Genomic DNA, 13,649 nt, shown 5'->3' with positions numbered 1-13,649 from the left:
TGGTCACCTTTGTTGACGATTGAGCAGGAACATTGGTGTTTTTTGACTGGCAGTATAAAGAATCGTCGAGAAGGATGGCACCTTCGCGATGCGTTCTTTCGCGCCTCGAATAGGCTGCAAGTCCTCAACTATGTAGAAGAGCCCGACGTCCTGGCAGGGCAGGCCCTCGCGCTCTTCGTGTCGCATCGTCATGGCCGCTCCTCCGTTGGTGCGTTGGCCTTCTCCGCCACCTGGAAAACCCAGTAGTGCGCGTCCTCCTCGGCGACGTATCTGCCGTCGTTTAGACGCAGTGCCGGCACAAGGACGCCCGCATCCTGCAGCCGCCGCACCTCGTTTTCAAAGGATGTGGTCTCCGCATAGCTCTTGCGGGTGCTTGCGATGATGAATCCGTTCGGGCGCGTGACGCGAGCCAGTTCGCGCAGCCCATCCGGTCGGACATGCCCGAACGTGAAGACGCCGCAGCAGACCGTGAGGTCATAGCTCGCGCTGGGATAGTCGGAGAGTGGCCCGTTGAGATCGACATTGCCTTGTACGTGGCGGTAGACACGGGTTTGCCGAGCCTGTTCGGCCATCTCCGCGGAGAGGTCGATCCCGTCGATCAACCGGAAGCCGAGGCGTTCCAGTTCCACGCCCACGAGGCCTGTTCCGCAGCCAGCGTCCAGGATTGCGATGGTCGCTCGCTGCCTGGCCAAATAGGCTGTCTGCACGGCGCCCGCCAATTCCGCCACGATCATCGGCCCGCAGTACCCGTCGCGGCCGACATCCAACTCGTAGGAACTGGCCCATTCGCGATAGAAGTGGGTCAAGCGACCGACGTCGCCGTCGAGAGCGTGGGAATCCTTAATGCGCTCTCGCGCGGCTTGCTCCAGTGCCGTCCGTTGATCGAGGGTATTCATGCCAATCCCTCCGTATAGGGGCAGGCTCGATGCAGTAGAGTCCTCATCGGCGGCAATGGCCGCGGCTCAACCCATGAGCTGTTCGTCGTATATTGCTGAGCATGGCTGCCCCAGGCGCTTCCAGCGAAATGCACGCGAACTGCTGCCGCCGGACGGGGGATCTCAAACCTATTCCGGGAATCAATGGGGATGTTTCGTCTTGAACGGTCCGGCATTCCGGCCAAGGCGCCCTGTTCGCCTATCAACTTGTCGAAGACATCGCGTGGCAGTGGCAAGCAGGTGACGACAAATGCCGCAATCGCGGGCCGCGTCGCGGTGCGTCTTGTCACCGGGGGGTGTCCTTCGAGCAAGTCGTTCGCGGCCGCGGAATTGGGTTCTTGTTTGCCAAGACCGCCGGCGTCCAGGAGCTTGGCGAACGGTCGGCCTATCGCTCCCGGTAGCCATGCATCCGAATCATTGTGGAAACGAGTGGCGCGCACGGCGTCTTCTCCAGCCTCTACAGCAGACATAGGACTTCCTTTCACAACTCATTCGGTGCGGCTTTTAGCGAAGTTCAAGCATCGCAAATCGATATCACCGGTCTTTTAGCAGGAAAAATTCGGTTTTATTTTAAAAGTATATTTTATAATATGAACCTACATTGAGTTTTTGTTTAATGTTTGTGTCATAGGCGAAAAATATTCGTCAACATAATACGGTGATCTAGAGGAGATTTGCCCTGAGGGTGTGACGAAATCCTCTTCGACAGCCCGTGAGAGGTCGGGATCGGCCGCGGCCCATCCGACACCACCTGCTGGGGTGGTATCGCTGGAGACCTGGCTCAAGCTTGCCCGCCTCGCGCATGATCCGCTTTCCGGTCTGGCACCGCTAAGGCAGGGCCGGCGGCGCCGAGCGGGCATGATCAAGCGCATGGGTGCTTGGCGCTGGCGCCGAGATGACGCAAATACCAGCGCCATGACGACGTCGATGAAGTTAGTCGCCGTCCAGACGCTCTGTGCCACACCCCCGGGAAACCAAGCGTTGCAACAGGTCCTTCAACAAAATTTACAGAATCTTTGCGACCGCAAGCCGCTGGCGTTGATACGTTCAGTACGAATCTGAGATTCCGGCACCGCTAAAAAGCTGATGCCTTTTCACGCTCAGATCGCGGCACAGCACGCATCGGAGGGTCAACCCCAATGGTAAGTAAAGTTGTATGCGTCAAGTTCTGCAATTGGGCGGCCATGAGGCTGGTCATACGGCTTGGCGCGGCCAAGCCCGACCTCGCCGCATGGCTGTCCAAATGGTCGGCCCGCTATTCGCGGCTGACGCCGGCCGGCAAGGGCCAAACTGGAACGGGCTCTTGCCTGTGCTGGGCGACGGGCGTCTTCGGCTTTCCAGCACGACGGACAAGTGTCGCTAAGGGGATTTCCGAAGCATCTATCACCGGTATCAACGCCTACGCGCACCGCGTGAAGCGCGGGCAGGAAAAGCTTCCGCCCGAGTTCGAGAAGCTCGGCCGTCTGCCAACCGATTGTGCCGGTTACGTCGGCAGTCTGTCGGGCGAATTGAGAAACTGACCCCCTGACGAAATGAAGAACTGACCCCCTCGGTTATGAGAGGAGGCATGGATGACGGTTGGGATTTCGGCGATTCCTGCATTGTCGAGAACGATGCAGGGAGAGGAGATGCTTCAGCCTGAAGAGGTGGCAGCGATGCTGCGGCTGCATGAGCTTGGCTGGGGAGCGAAGCGGCTGGCGAAGGAATTCGGGTGCGCGCGCAACACGGTGCGTCGCTGGGTTACTCGCGTCGGCTGCATATCCGTCCCTCGCTTCGGGAGCGCCAGGCGGACTGGTTGGAGGGGATGGAAGGAGCCTTCCTTCGCTTCGGCGGGCTTCCAACGGAAGTGCTGTTCGATAATCCGAAGGCGCTGGTCGAACATCACGATGCGGCGACGCGGGAGGTGCGCTTCAATGTGCGGCTGCACGCCTTTGCCCGCTACTGGGGATTTACGCCACGGGCTTGTGCGCCCTACCGGGCGCGAACGAAGGGAAAGGACGAACGCGGGGTCGGCTACGTCAAGCACAATGCGATTGCCGGCCGCCGGTTCGAGAACTGGGCGGCGTTCGAGGCGCATCTGGACCGGTGGACGCGCGAGATTGCCGATCAGCGTGTGCATGGCACGACCGGCGTGGCTCCTGCGGAACGCTTTGCCGAAGAGGCCGTGGCGCTTCGCCCTCTGGGCGGACGGGCGCCGTTCGGGCAGCTGCGGGATCTCGTGCGCAAGGTCCAGGCAGATTGCGCAATCGACCTGGACACGAACAGTTACTCGGTTCCCTGCCGGCTGATCGGGGAGAGCGTCCAGGTCGTGGTGCTGGGCGGCCGCGTTATCGTGCGTCATGCGGGCGAGGTGGTGGCGGATCATGCCTTGTGCCGCGGACGTCGCCAACGGATTGTCGAGCGCGCATCTTGCCGGCGTGGTCGGCGCTGCTGCGCCGGTGCAATCGGCGCCGGCGGATATTGTTGCGCCTTCCGCTCTGTTGCGGCCGCTGGCCGAATATGAGGCACTGGTGGGAGGCAGCTGGCGATGACGACGGTCATCACCGAGATGCTGGTGGCTCAGCTCGACCGGCTGAAGCTGACCGCGATCCGGGACCAGCTCGATACGCTCCTGGACGAAGCGGCGCGTTCGCAAATGACCTTGCGCGAGGCTTTGGCCTTCCTCGTGACGCGCGAGATCGCGCGGCGCGACGAGCGGCGCATCTCCATGGCAGGCAAGATCGCGCAGTTCCCGTTTGTGCGCGAACTCGATGGCTTCGACTTCGACGCGCAGCCGTCGCTGGATCAGCGCCAAGTCCGGGAACTGGCGACCTGCCGCTGGATTGCCCATGGCGACACGGTCCTGTTTCTTGGACCTCCGGGTACGGGCAAGACACATCTGGCGGTGGCTCTCGGGCGCGAGGCGATCCGGCAAAACCATAGCGTCCAGTTCGTCACGGCGGCCACGCTCGTGGCGATGCTGGCCAAGGCCCATGACGACGGTTCACTCGAAAAGCAACTGACGACCCTCTCGCGGCCGAAACTGCTGATCATCGACGAGCTCGGCTATCTCCCGTTCGAAGCCAATGCCGCACATCTGTTCTTCCAGCTGGTGTCGCGGCGTTATGAGCGGGGATCGATCCTGATCACCTCAAACCGCTCGGTGGGCGAATGGGCAGCGTGTTTGGCGATCCCGTGGTGGCAACGGCGATCCTTGATCGCCTGCTTCATCATTCGACAGTGATAACCATCCGTGGCGACAGCTACCGGCTTCGCGAAAAGCGTCGTTCCGGCCTATTGCAGAAGGCCGGAACGACACTCAGCACCATCGAAACCGCGAAACAATGAGGGGGTCAAATCTTCAGTTCGCCCTGGGGGTCAAATCCTCACTTCGCTCGACAGGCAGTCCCAAGAACAAGTTGTCATTTGTCATTCTACGTTCTGTTCGGCCGTGTCCAGTTAAAGACACCTATGTTGGGGAGCCGACACACGGCTGCCGAAAATATTCCGCGAGCGCAGTGCGAAACGTATGATTTACCCCCTCTTGCTCACACAATCTCTTCGGTGGCACGCCGATTGCTTCTCTGTGCCTGCCAGTGGATGGCATGACGGACAACGTCACCGTGTCGCTATTTGCAGGTCCGTACGGGAGGTTGATTGATGCGGCATACTGGCTGGCGCTCTCATGCGGGCGCCACCTTCTCTTGTGAGAAACAACCGGCAACCGGTTCGTGTGGCATGGTGGTGACCAATCACCCGCTCGCTTCCACGGCGGGGGCGGAAATGCTCGCTGCCGGCGGAAACGCGATCGACGCTGCCGTCGCGGCCTTATTCACCCTTTCGGTCGTCGAGGCGATGATGGTGGGGGTGCTGGGTGGCGGCATAGCGCATATCCACCTCGCAAACGGCACGCATCACGTGCTCGACGGCATGAGCACCGCACCACTCGCGACCGGCGCAGCCGTCTACACGCCTGATCCGAAGGCCATGCCCGGCACGCTGGCCACTATCGGCCGCCGCAACGCCATTGGCCCCACCGCGGTCGCCGCCCCCGGCAATCTGCTGGGCTGGTGCGAGGCGCTGCGCCGGTTCGGCACGTTCTCTTTGGCCGACGTTACTGAGCCCGCGATCCGTCACGCCTCGCGTGGCTTTCGCGTGACTCCCTATCTACAGGAATGCGTCTCCAAGTCGGCGGCCGATCTCGCGCGCGATGCGGAAATCGCCAAATTGTATCTGCCCGGCGGCATGCCGATCCAGCCCGGGACCCCCCTGGTCACCGGCGATTATGCCGAGACGCTGCGATCAATCGCGCGCCAGGGGCCGGACATCCTGTATGGCGGCGAACTGGGACGTCACTATGCGGAGCACATGGCGCAGGAGGAGGGCTTTCTGACACTCGAGGACCTGACGAGCTATCGAACCGTCGATCACGAGCCGTTGCGAGGGCGTTATCGCGGCTATGAGGTTGTCGGCCCGCCGCCGCCGTCGTTCGGTCCACTGCACATCATTCAGATATTGAACATCGTGGAGGGTTACGACATCGGCGCGCTCGGTTTCGCAACGCCGGACACGCTACACCTGCTGGCCGAAGTGCTGAAGATCGCTTTCGCCGACCGGGCAGCGGCGTCCGCCGATCCGGCGTTTGTCCAGGAGCCGATCGGAAAGCTGCTGTCCAAGGACTATGCAGCGGAGCGCCGGGCTCGCATCACGATGGACCGCGCCCAGTCATGGAACGCAGGGGTGGCACCTAGCGAAGGTGCGCATACCACCCACCTGACAGTTGCGGACGGGTTCGGCAACGTCGTTGCCAGCACCCAGACGATCAACTCCCTTTTCGGCGCGGGCTACATCGTGCCGGGCACCGGCATGATCCCGAACAACTACATGTCCTCGTTCGATCCGCATCCGGGCCGCGCCAACTCGATCGCGCCTGGCAAGCGCGTGACGTCGTCGATGTCTCCGGTCATGGTGCTGCGCGACGACAGGCTACGCTACGCGATCGGGCTGCCTGGCGGGCTGCGCATGTTCCCCTCAGTTATGCAAGCGCTGTCGAACCTTATCGATCATGGCATGAGCTTGCAGGAGGCGGTGGAGGCGCCGCGGCTTTGGACGCGGGGCTATGGAGTGAAGGTCGAGGTTTCGGTGCCGGAAGGCGTGCTCGCGGCATTGCGCGACCGCGGCCACGATGTGGCGACGGTTAACAGCGTTGGCTGCGGCATGAGTGCGATTCAGTTTGATGCAGACGGCACGATGACTGGCGCCGCGTGCTGGCGTGCCGATGGCATGCCAATCGGGCTCGGCGGCGGGTTGGCGCGGCGCGGCGTATGGTTCACGCCGGACCAGGCGCAGAGCTGAGCGCAGCCGGCGTCTGGCTGCTCCGGCGCGCCGACGATCGGGTGATCTTCTTGCAAAGTGGCGACATCATCGAAGAGGCGCCTCCTGAACAGTTCTTCACGTCTGCGCAGAACGATCGCACGAAGCAGGCTTCGCACAGGCTCTGGGGCACTGACCCGTCATCGGATCCGCCATTGCCGTGCATCGATGGAAGGAATGAGCAACCTCACCACAGCGCTGGCCAACACACTTGGGCCGAAAGGCTGGCTGACCGGTGCGATCTGGACCCGTTCAAACGCGACTGGCTGGGACAGGGCGGCATGGCCGTCTTCAGGCAGTCGCGGCCAGATCACGGCTGCTGCCGTCAGGCTGGCGCATGGTCAGGTTACTTCGTCGCCACGGCGATTGCGCCCCCTGACAATGACCGTATGGCCGCAGCGGGGACGAAATTTGTAAAGTATGATCGCCTCACCCGACTGATAGTAGCCATTATGAAACTGCTTCGCCCACACCGGGCACGGTCATCAGACCAGATGCACTTGGAAAGCGCGGAGGTCTTCAAGGCCAAGCCGGTCCGGAGAGCGGCCGAACTGGCGGGAAAACTTCGCCACCGCGTGTACGTAGGATCGTTGCGTGGCCGGCGACAGATTGCGGATCGTCATGTCCTCGATCATGCGCCGGACGAAGTGGGCTCAACTCAAGCATCTCATTGCTCCTGTTCTCGAAATTGCGCTTCAACAGCCGCAACCCTTCAAAACAGCAGGGTCTCCCGCCAACCGATCGCCAAATGCCGCGTTAGCGGCTTCGTTCAATCCTGAATCCCTTAAAACGCGACACGCATTTGGTGTTAACCGCGAAGAGAACCACAGAGCCGGCAGGGAACATGGATACGCCGGAAAGGAGCTTGCAATCAGCTCAGCGGACAGAAAACCCCATCTAAACAGCTAGGTCGATCCAGCCTCGTCGTTTCTTCGTCAACGGCCTCGTCAAAGACCGAGCGGCCGTGAGCGCAGCGATTATATCTCCCCGGTCCAATAGCCAAACCGAGGGGCAGATTACCAAACCGGAGCACTCACGGCGCCAAGATGGTTTCGACGAGTTTCACCCACCAACCGATGCCGTAAGGCAATGCCTCGTCGTCAAAATCAAAAGCTGGGTTGTGACATACAGCGGTCGGTCCGTTGCCAACAAAGATGTAGGCTCCTGGCCGCTCCTGGAGCATATACGCGAAGTCCTCCGCGCCCATGTTTATTCTTGTTGCAGCGTCTACGGAGGACGCGCCGACGAGATCTCGTGCCGCCTTGATGGCCAGCGTGGTCTCCTCCGAGTTGTTGGATGTAGCCGGCACAGAACGCATGTACTTGAATTCTATATCCCCGCCGAACGCCTGAGCGATGCCCCGGGCGACGGCCGGAATCTCTCGCTCGGCGAAGTCTCGCAGGGTGGACGCCAGAGCCCTGACCGTTCCGGAGATGGCAACTTGGTCGGGAATGACATTGTAGGCCTGGGCGGCACTCAGCTTGGTGACGGATATCACCAGCGACTCCAAAGGGTCGGTCCTGCGCGAAACCAAAACTTGCAGACCCAGAATGATCTGAGCTGCGATAACAACGGGATCCACGGTTCGATGTGGGTTGGCCGCATGGCCGCCAGTGCCCTTAACGAGGATATCGAAGTCATCCTGCGAGCCCATGATTGGACCAGGGCGGATGCCGAACTTGCCGATGTCAATGCCCGGCATAATGTGCATGCCATAAACCTGAGATATGCCAAAGCGATCCATGATCCCTTCTTCAACCATCCGCAGGGCGCCCGACGGGAGTTCCACTTCTTCGGCCGGTTGAAAGATTAAGGCGACAGTGCCTTTGAAGTTGCGGCTTTTGGCCAGGTGTTTCGCTGCACCCAAAAGCATGGCCGTGTGACCGTCGTGGCCGCACGCATGCATAATGCCCGGTATTTTCGACGACCAGGGTTTGTTTGAAGTTTCAATGATCGGAAGAGCATCCATATCCGCCCTCAGTCCGATCGTCGGCCCGTCTCCACCCTCGCCTTGAATCAACGCGACGATGCCAGTTTCAGCAATACCCATCTCGATGTGATTGATGCCGAACGAAGCCAGTTTTTCCGCCACAAACTTCGCTGTGTACTCCAACCGATAATCCAACTCCGGATTTTCATGTAGATAGCGGCGCCACTCGGTCGCCTCGCGCTGTAGTTCCCGGAAAGTTTCAATGCTTGTCATGCCGCATTAGCCTTTTGAATGAATTCTGCCGACCCACTTGCCAGCAACGTCCTGTCGGGAAATGGATGGCCGATATTTGTCCTTCTTGAGCGCGGTATGGCAATCCCGCTCAATAGGATGAGAATGTGCCCGAGAAGATTGGAGCAAAAGCGCGTCGGTTTGGTGCCAAACTGCACCGATTGCCGAAACAATACGCCAGAAAGCGTTACGTTTTGAAATGAACGCCAGCTTTTCAGTTAGCTCCGCAAGTGAGGCAATGGGAGGTGGTCGGCTTGAAAGCAAGAACTGCCGTGGAGGACCGCAAGGCTTAATGGCTTGAGGCACCTCTCCTGCGCTGCGTAAAGCGCACTCGCGATGATCATGTTGCAGCCGCGAGATTGAATGCACTCATGTAGCCCCGCAGCACGTTCGCAAACGGTCCTTCTTCAGCTGCAGCCGCCTGGCATGCAGCACCGGCTCGCTGTAGCCGTTGGGCAGGACTGTGCCCTTGAACACCAGGTCGCAGGCGGCCTGAATGGCGATCGACTTGTCGAAATCCGGCCATCGGCCGGTAGAGCGGATCGCCGACGTTCTGGCGGTCGCCGATCGCCGCCATGCGCTGTAGCGACTCCCTGACCTGGATTTCCGAGCACACCTTGTGGCGCAGCCAGTTGGCGATGTGCTGCGAGGAGATGCGCAAGGTGGCGCGGTCCTCCATCAGGCCGACATCGTTGATCGGGCACTTTCGAGCAGCCGACACCCTGGTCGATCCGGCGCACGACATAGCCGAGAATGCCTTGCGCGTTGTTGTCGAGTTCGCGCTGGATCTCGTCCGGCGTCCAGTTCGGCCGCTTGGCCACCGGCACTGACAATATGTCGTCGAGCTTTTGTTGGATGTCGTCGCGGATGGCGAGCAGCTCGCAGTTGCGGGGCGCGAGATCGCGTACGATCGAGGAGAACGAAGCCAAAGGCCGAGTTGCTGATGCTCGTGCCCGCAAGGCTTCGTCGCGGATGAAGGTTGTGCAATTCCCGCGCGATCTTCAGTCCCGCAATCTCAACCCACGTCGCATGGACAGCTTCACGGCTCATTGCTCCGGCCCTCCTACGCTGCCAACCGATCGACGGGAAGCTCCGCCGCAACGGCCTGGACCAGAATGGCGGAGGTCGCAGCCGACAGGGTCCAGCCGAGGTGGCCGTGGCCGGTATTGTAGAACACACCCGGCGCACGTCCCTTCCCGACGCGGGGCATCATGTTCGGCATCATCGGGCGCAACCCGGCCCAGGGCACGACCCGGTTGGTCGTGACACCGGGGAAGAGTGTCCGAGTCCACTCGATCAGCGGCCTGACCCTGTCATCCCGAATGTCTCGGTTGAGGCCATTGAACTCAGCGGTGCCCGCCACCCTGAAGCGTCCAGCGCCAAGGCGGCTAGTCACGATTTTTGCTCGGTCATCCAGGATGCTCACCCAGGGCGCGGCCGCCTGTGCCGAGGCATCATTGAGGTCGACAGTGATCGAGTATCCTTTAACCGGATAGATGTTAAGACGATCGCCGAGCATGGCCGCAATGTCACGGCTGTGCGAACCTGCACACACTACGATTGCATCAGCTTCTATGGCCAGTTCGGCGCTTTGTCCGCCCGCGCAAGGGGCTGAATAGGTCAGTCGGAATCGATCACGCTGCTCGATTCGGGTGACCTTCGCGTCGTAGAGGAAGGCGCCGCCACGCCTTGTGCAGGCTTGGGCCAGCCTCGTGGTATACTTGTGGATGTCACCGGTCGAGTCGGATGGCGTGTAGAAGCCACCATGGAAGTTACCGTTCAGGGCCGGTTCGATTGCAGCGATCTCGGCCGCGGTCACTGGTCGCCGGTCCAGCCCGCCTTCAACCAACATATCGTTCACCTTTGTGGCGTGGTCGAAACCCGTCTTGTCCCAGCAGACATGAAGGATGCCGCGGCAGACATGATCAAAATCGATATGCTCCCGCTCCGCAATCTCGAACATGTACTTGCGAGCAGCGATCGCCAGCCGTGTGGTCGCAACTGTGTTCTCGCGATACCGGGAGATGTTAGACACGAACTCCGCGAGCCAGCTATACTTGTGCCACGAGGGCGCCGGGTTCATTAGCAGCGGCGCGTCGCGCCTGAGCATCCATTTGACCCCCTTAAGGATAGTGGACCAATGGTTCCAGACTTCGGCATTGCTGGCCGAGAGCTGGCCGCCGTTGGCGAATGAGGTCTCCATCGCGGCATAGCGCTGCTGCTCAAGCACGGTCACATCGTAGCCATGCTCCAAAAGGGCATACGCCGTCGACACGCCGATGATACCGGCACCAATCACAGCAATCGTGGGCAATTCACTCTCCAGACAGAATAGCGGTTGCAGGGCGGTTGCCCGCGGCTTATCCTCAAATCTGTCTCTGTACCTGAGAGCTTAACCGGACAGCGGCCCGGCTTTCCCCTTCGGTGGACGCTAGGGCGCCGCTCTCCAGAGCGTTCCGCGGCACGGTCATTTCTGCCTGAGAGTTTCCTTGGGGGGTTGGTCCGTCGGCGTCAGCACTTGCTGATCTCTCCCGTCTCGCGCGTTGAACGGCACCTTTATAGGATGACCCGCTGCACTTGCGCAGCCAATCAGTTTGTTCCAGTGAAACGTTTGAGCCAATCTCAGCGCGTCTCTGCAACAGGCCAAGCAGGATCACTTCGAGCCAAGCTCCTCGAGGATGACAGCGACCGTCTGCGCCTAGCGACTTGCCCGCGATGCGCCCTACTCGCACACCCTTCATCTCATCCAGCGCCACCCGCTGTCGATATCGCACCCTTGTTGCCGTCCTATCAGCTGATTCTGCCGTGCTGACAACCATACCGGACCGGAGCGGCCGGATCGGGACCTTCGGCCATGGCTTCGCCGCGCCGATAGCCGCCCGATGGGCCCGTCTTATTCGGAGCGTCTGAATCGTCGTATTCACTCGCGCACGGGTGAGCGGATGCGGAAAGCTGGTTTTAGTCGGCGTGCAGCGGCGTAGACGCTGGCCGACTGAGAGATTTTGGATCCTTTCGGCAGTTGGCGTCAACCGAGCGACGGGCGCCGATGTGGCGATGCGCGACCTAGCTAGAGCACGTCCTGTTTAATCCGATCATATCCTGCGGCTTTGAAGCAGTTTGTCAATGACCGTGGAATCCGGACCCCGCATTTTCGAGTAAAAGGTGGACGAAAAGCACCCCTCAAATGGAGTGCGCCCCTCGTGGATCCATGGGCCGGCGCGGCAATCGCTACGATAATGCGAAAGCGGAAAGCTTCATGAAGACGATGAAGGTCGAAGCCGTCTATCCGATGGCCTACGAAACCTTCGCCGACGTCGCTGAGGACCTTCCCCGCTTGATTGATGAGGTTTACAACACCCGCCGATTGCACTCAGCGCTCGGCTATCTCAGCCCGCAACAGTTCGAGGACCAACACGCCCGGCAGATGGTCAAAACTGCGGCTTGACCCTGTCCGGTCCGAGGGGCGCACTCCACAACGGGGTCCTCATTCCATGAAAAATCACACCGAACAATACATGCTCGGTTCGATCCGCGCCCGGGCCGCGCCAGCTCGGTCGCATCCGGCAAACGCCTTGCCCGTCGATGTCCGCGACGGCAGGTTACGCTAGGCGATCGGCCTGCCTAGCTGACTGCATATCTTCCCGCGGTGACGCTGTCGAACCTGATCGATCATGCCATGAGCGTGCCGCAGGTGGTGCAGGCGCCGCGCCTTTGGACGCGGGGCCATGCGGTGAAGGTCAAGGCTTCGGTGCTGGAAGGCGCTCTCGCGACATTGCGCGACCGCGGTCACGGTTGGTCGGGAGGTCGAGGGACTGTTCCATGAGTGTGTCATAACCCTTAATGTGATGGCTGGTGCCTGTCAGTGAGCTGACCTGCACTTCGCCGGGTCCGAGGCATTAAGGTCGGCACCGTTATGACGATGCGCGAATACCATTATACCCGTCTCGCATCCGGCAATTAAATCACTTAGTCGGGCGACATCGACCGCACACCAGCTTGCCGCAGGGCGCATGGCTATTCGGGTCAGGTTCGAGTTTTCCGAGAGAGCGGCTGTCCAGCTATTCGTCCGAGGGATATGCGGACCACGAGCGCTAATCGCCTACGTACTGGTACTTACCGATAGTTGCCCTGGCAAAGAGACTCCGCGGTAATTTTGTCGCCAGCCAGTTCAGCCTTAGCGAAACCGTACGACGACAGCTTCTCCCAGACTGTGCCGTCGGACTTTCTGGCGGCAAGGCTTTCGTTGAATAGGTCACGGAAATCCGCGTCCTCTGGCCGGAAAGCAATTGCCGAATAGCCGAGCTCTTCTTGGCCATCTTCCATGATGCGTCCAGTGAACGGAGCCGCGCGCTCGATGCCCTTAACGTTGGGGTCGTTGAGAATGCCAAGAGCCGTGCCGCTGGTCATCAGGATCGCATCGACCCGATCCGCCAGAAGCGCAGAGACCAGTTCGTTGTAATCTTGGAAGAGTTCGATCTGATCTCGCGACACACCCGAGGCGATCGCGCTCTCCGTCGTGGATGCACCGCGCGCATCACCTATGCGAACTTCAGAGTTCTTTGCCATGTCGGCATAGTTGTGAATGTTCAGAGGGTTTCCCGCTTTCACGATTGCAGCATCGCCTGTGGCCATGAAGGGCTCGGAGAAACTGACCTGTTTGCAGCGTTCCGGAGTGATGTTCATACCAGAGGCGACTGCGTCTATCCGGCGGGACATGAGGCTGGGGATCAGCGCACCCCATTCCATCACAACGAAATCGACTTCCTTAACGCCGAGCGGCTCGACCACCGCCTTCAGAACGTCGGGATGGACGCCCGAGACGGTGCCTTCCTCATTCTTGACGCCCCAAGGCCAACGGTTGTGAATTCCAATAGTCAGTTTTCCTTCCTTTGCAATCTTCTCCGTGAGCGTTTCCGCTTTGATCGCCTCCGACGAGACACTGACCAGGAGAAGTGCTGCCGTAATTAGCATAGCGGCTCTGCGAATGACGCCGAGGATTCTCACCTGAAGCCCCCGTTGAAGAGTTTCTAACTGTGTAGCACCGTATATTGGGTATACCTGCTCTGTCAACATGATGGAGGCTCATAAAGGAGACGCCGACGGAGACCAAATGGTTGCCCTTGCCTCGCGGGAGGTGGGCC

Annotated in this window: 7 protein-coding genes, 6 pseudogenes and 1 riboswitch; of the genes and pseudogenes, 5 read left to right on the top strand and 8 right to left on the bottom strand. The window is 60.3% G+C overall.

Annotated elements, in window-relative coordinates; all coding sequences use genetic code 11:
- Positions 1-3 precede the first annotated feature (3 nt).
- Together ACYHH6_RS09750 and ACYHH6_RS09745 are read right to left on the bottom strand one after the other, a co-directional pair.
- The gene (locus tag ACYHH6_RS09750; protein WP_352593529.1) at positions 4-192 is read right to left on the bottom strand and encodes a hypothetical protein; all 189 of its coding nucleotides are present in this window, start codon (positions 190-192) and stop codon (positions 4-6) included.
- Positions 189-896, bottom strand: coding sequence for a class I SAM-dependent DNA methyltransferase (locus ACYHH6_RS09745; protein ID WP_352593527.1), 708 nt, complete (start codon positions 894-896; stop codon positions 189-191). The genes ACYHH6_RS09750 and ACYHH6_RS09745 overlap by 4 nt, the downstream gene beginning before the upstream one ends.
- A gap of 1,223 nt (positions 897-2,119) precedes the next feature.
- On the opposite strand from ACYHH6_RS09745, the gene ACYHH6_RS09740 reads away from it, so the two are divergent.
- The 4 genes and pseudogenes from ACYHH6_RS09740 to ggt all read left to right on the top strand — a co-directional run bounded on the left by ACYHH6_RS09740 (position 2,120) and on the right by ggt (position 6,269).
- Complete coding sequence (locus ACYHH6_RS09740; RefSeq protein WP_352593524.1) at positions 2,120-2,455, top strand: hypothetical protein; 336 nt, start codon at positions 2,120-2,122, stop codon at positions 2,453-2,455.
- Positions 2,456-2,506: 51 nt separating this feature from the next.
- Positions 2,507-3,466 (top strand): annotated as a pseudogene (locus tag ACYHH6_RS09735) (Mu transposase domain-containing protein).
- Positions 3,463-4,262 (top strand): annotated as a pseudogene (istB, locus tag ACYHH6_RS09730) (IS21-like element helper ATPase IstB). Before ACYHH6_RS09735 ends, istB begins: the two co-directional pseudogenes overlap by 4 nt.
- Positions 4,263-4,574: 312 nt before the next feature.
- Positions 4,575-6,269 carry a gamma-glutamyltransferase gene (gene ggt / locus ACYHH6_RS09725; RefSeq protein WP_352593654.1) on the top strand — a complete coding sequence of 565 codons (1,695 nt, stop codon included), beginning with the start codon at positions 4,575-4,577 and terminating at the stop codon, positions 6,267-6,269.
- A 506-nt stretch (positions 6,270-6,775) separates the two neighbouring features.
- On the opposite strand, the pseudogene ACYHH6_RS09720 reads toward ggt, so the two are convergent.
- The 5 genes and pseudogenes from ACYHH6_RS09720 to ACYHH6_RS09700 all read right to left on the bottom strand — a co-directional run.
- A pseudogene (locus ACYHH6_RS09720) lies at positions 6,776-6,953 on the bottom strand (phage integrase N-terminal SAM-like domain-containing protein); the annotation flags it as partial.
- Between the two features lie 367 nt (positions 6,954-7,320).
- Positions 7,321-8,490 carry a M20 aminoacylase family protein gene (locus ACYHH6_RS09715; RefSeq protein WP_352593668.1) on the bottom strand — a complete coding sequence of 390 codons (1,170 nt, stop codon included), beginning with the start codon at positions 8,488-8,490 and terminating at the stop codon, positions 7,321-7,323.
- Positions 8,491-8,877: 387 nt separating this feature from the next.
- Positions 8,878-9,359 (bottom strand): annotated as a pseudogene (locus ACYHH6_RS09710) (malate synthase G); the annotation flags it as partial.
- Positions 9,360-9,386: 27 nt separating this feature from the next.
- Positions 9,387-9,437: pseudogene (locus ACYHH6_RS09705) on the bottom strand (hypothetical protein); the annotation flags it as partial.
- A 134-nt stretch (positions 9,438-9,571) separates the two neighbouring features.
- Positions 9,572-10,822 carry a D-amino acid dehydrogenase gene (locus ACYHH6_RS09700; RefSeq protein ID WP_352593626.1) on the bottom strand — a complete coding sequence of 417 codons (1,251 nt, stop codon included), beginning with the start codon at positions 10,820-10,822 and terminating at the stop codon, positions 9,572-9,574.
- Positions 10,823-10,870: 48 nt separating this feature from the next.
- Positions 10,871-10,968: riboswitch (glycine riboswitch) on the bottom strand.
- A 745-nt stretch (positions 10,969-11,713) separates the two neighbouring features.
- Between ACYHH6_RS09700 and ACYHH6_RS09695 the strand changes: the two are divergent.
- Positions 11,714-11,953: pseudogene (locus ACYHH6_RS09695) on the top strand (integrase core domain-containing protein); the annotation flags it as partial.
- Positions 11,954-12,621: 668 nt separating this feature from the next.
- Here the strand turns inward: ACYHH6_RS09695 and ehuB are convergent.
- On the bottom strand, positions 12,622-13,479 hold the full coding sequence (gene ehuB / locus ACYHH6_RS09690; protein ID WP_488500426.1) for an ectoine/hydroxyectoine ABC transporter substrate-binding protein EhuB: 858 nt from the start codon (positions 13,477-13,479) through the stop codon (positions 12,622-12,624).
- Positions 13,480-13,649: the final 170 nt, after the last annotated feature.

This window comes from Mesorhizobium sp. P171375, from assembly GCF_057786075.1.
This window is presented reverse-complemented; position numbering and strand designations above follow the sequence as displayed.

Bases quoted from the DNA above. Each gene is read 5' to 3' on its own strand.
- ACYHH6_RS09750 (WP_352593529.1), bottom strand. From the start codon at position 192: ATGACGATGCGACACGAAGAGCGCGAGGGCCTGCCCTGCCAGGACGTC.
- ACYHH6_RS09745 (WP_352593527.1), bottom strand. From the start codon at position 896: ATGAATACCCTCGATCAACGGACGGCACTGGAGCAAGCCGCGCGAGAG.
- ACYHH6_RS09740 (WP_352593524.1), top strand. From the start codon at position 2,120: ATGAGGCTGGTCATACGGCTTGGCGCGGCCAAGCCCGACCTCGCCGCA.
- ggt (WP_352593654.1), top strand. From the start codon at position 4,575: ATGCGGCATACTGGCTGGCGCTCTCATGCGGGCGCCACCTTCTCTTGT.
- ACYHH6_RS09715 (WP_352593668.1), bottom strand. From the start codon at position 8,490: ATGACAAGCATTGAAACTTTCCGGGAACTACAGCGCGAGGCGACCGAG.
- ehuB (WP_488500426.1), bottom strand. From the start codon at position 13,479: ATGCTAATTACGGCAGCACTTCTCCTGGTCAGTGTCTCGTCGGAGGCG.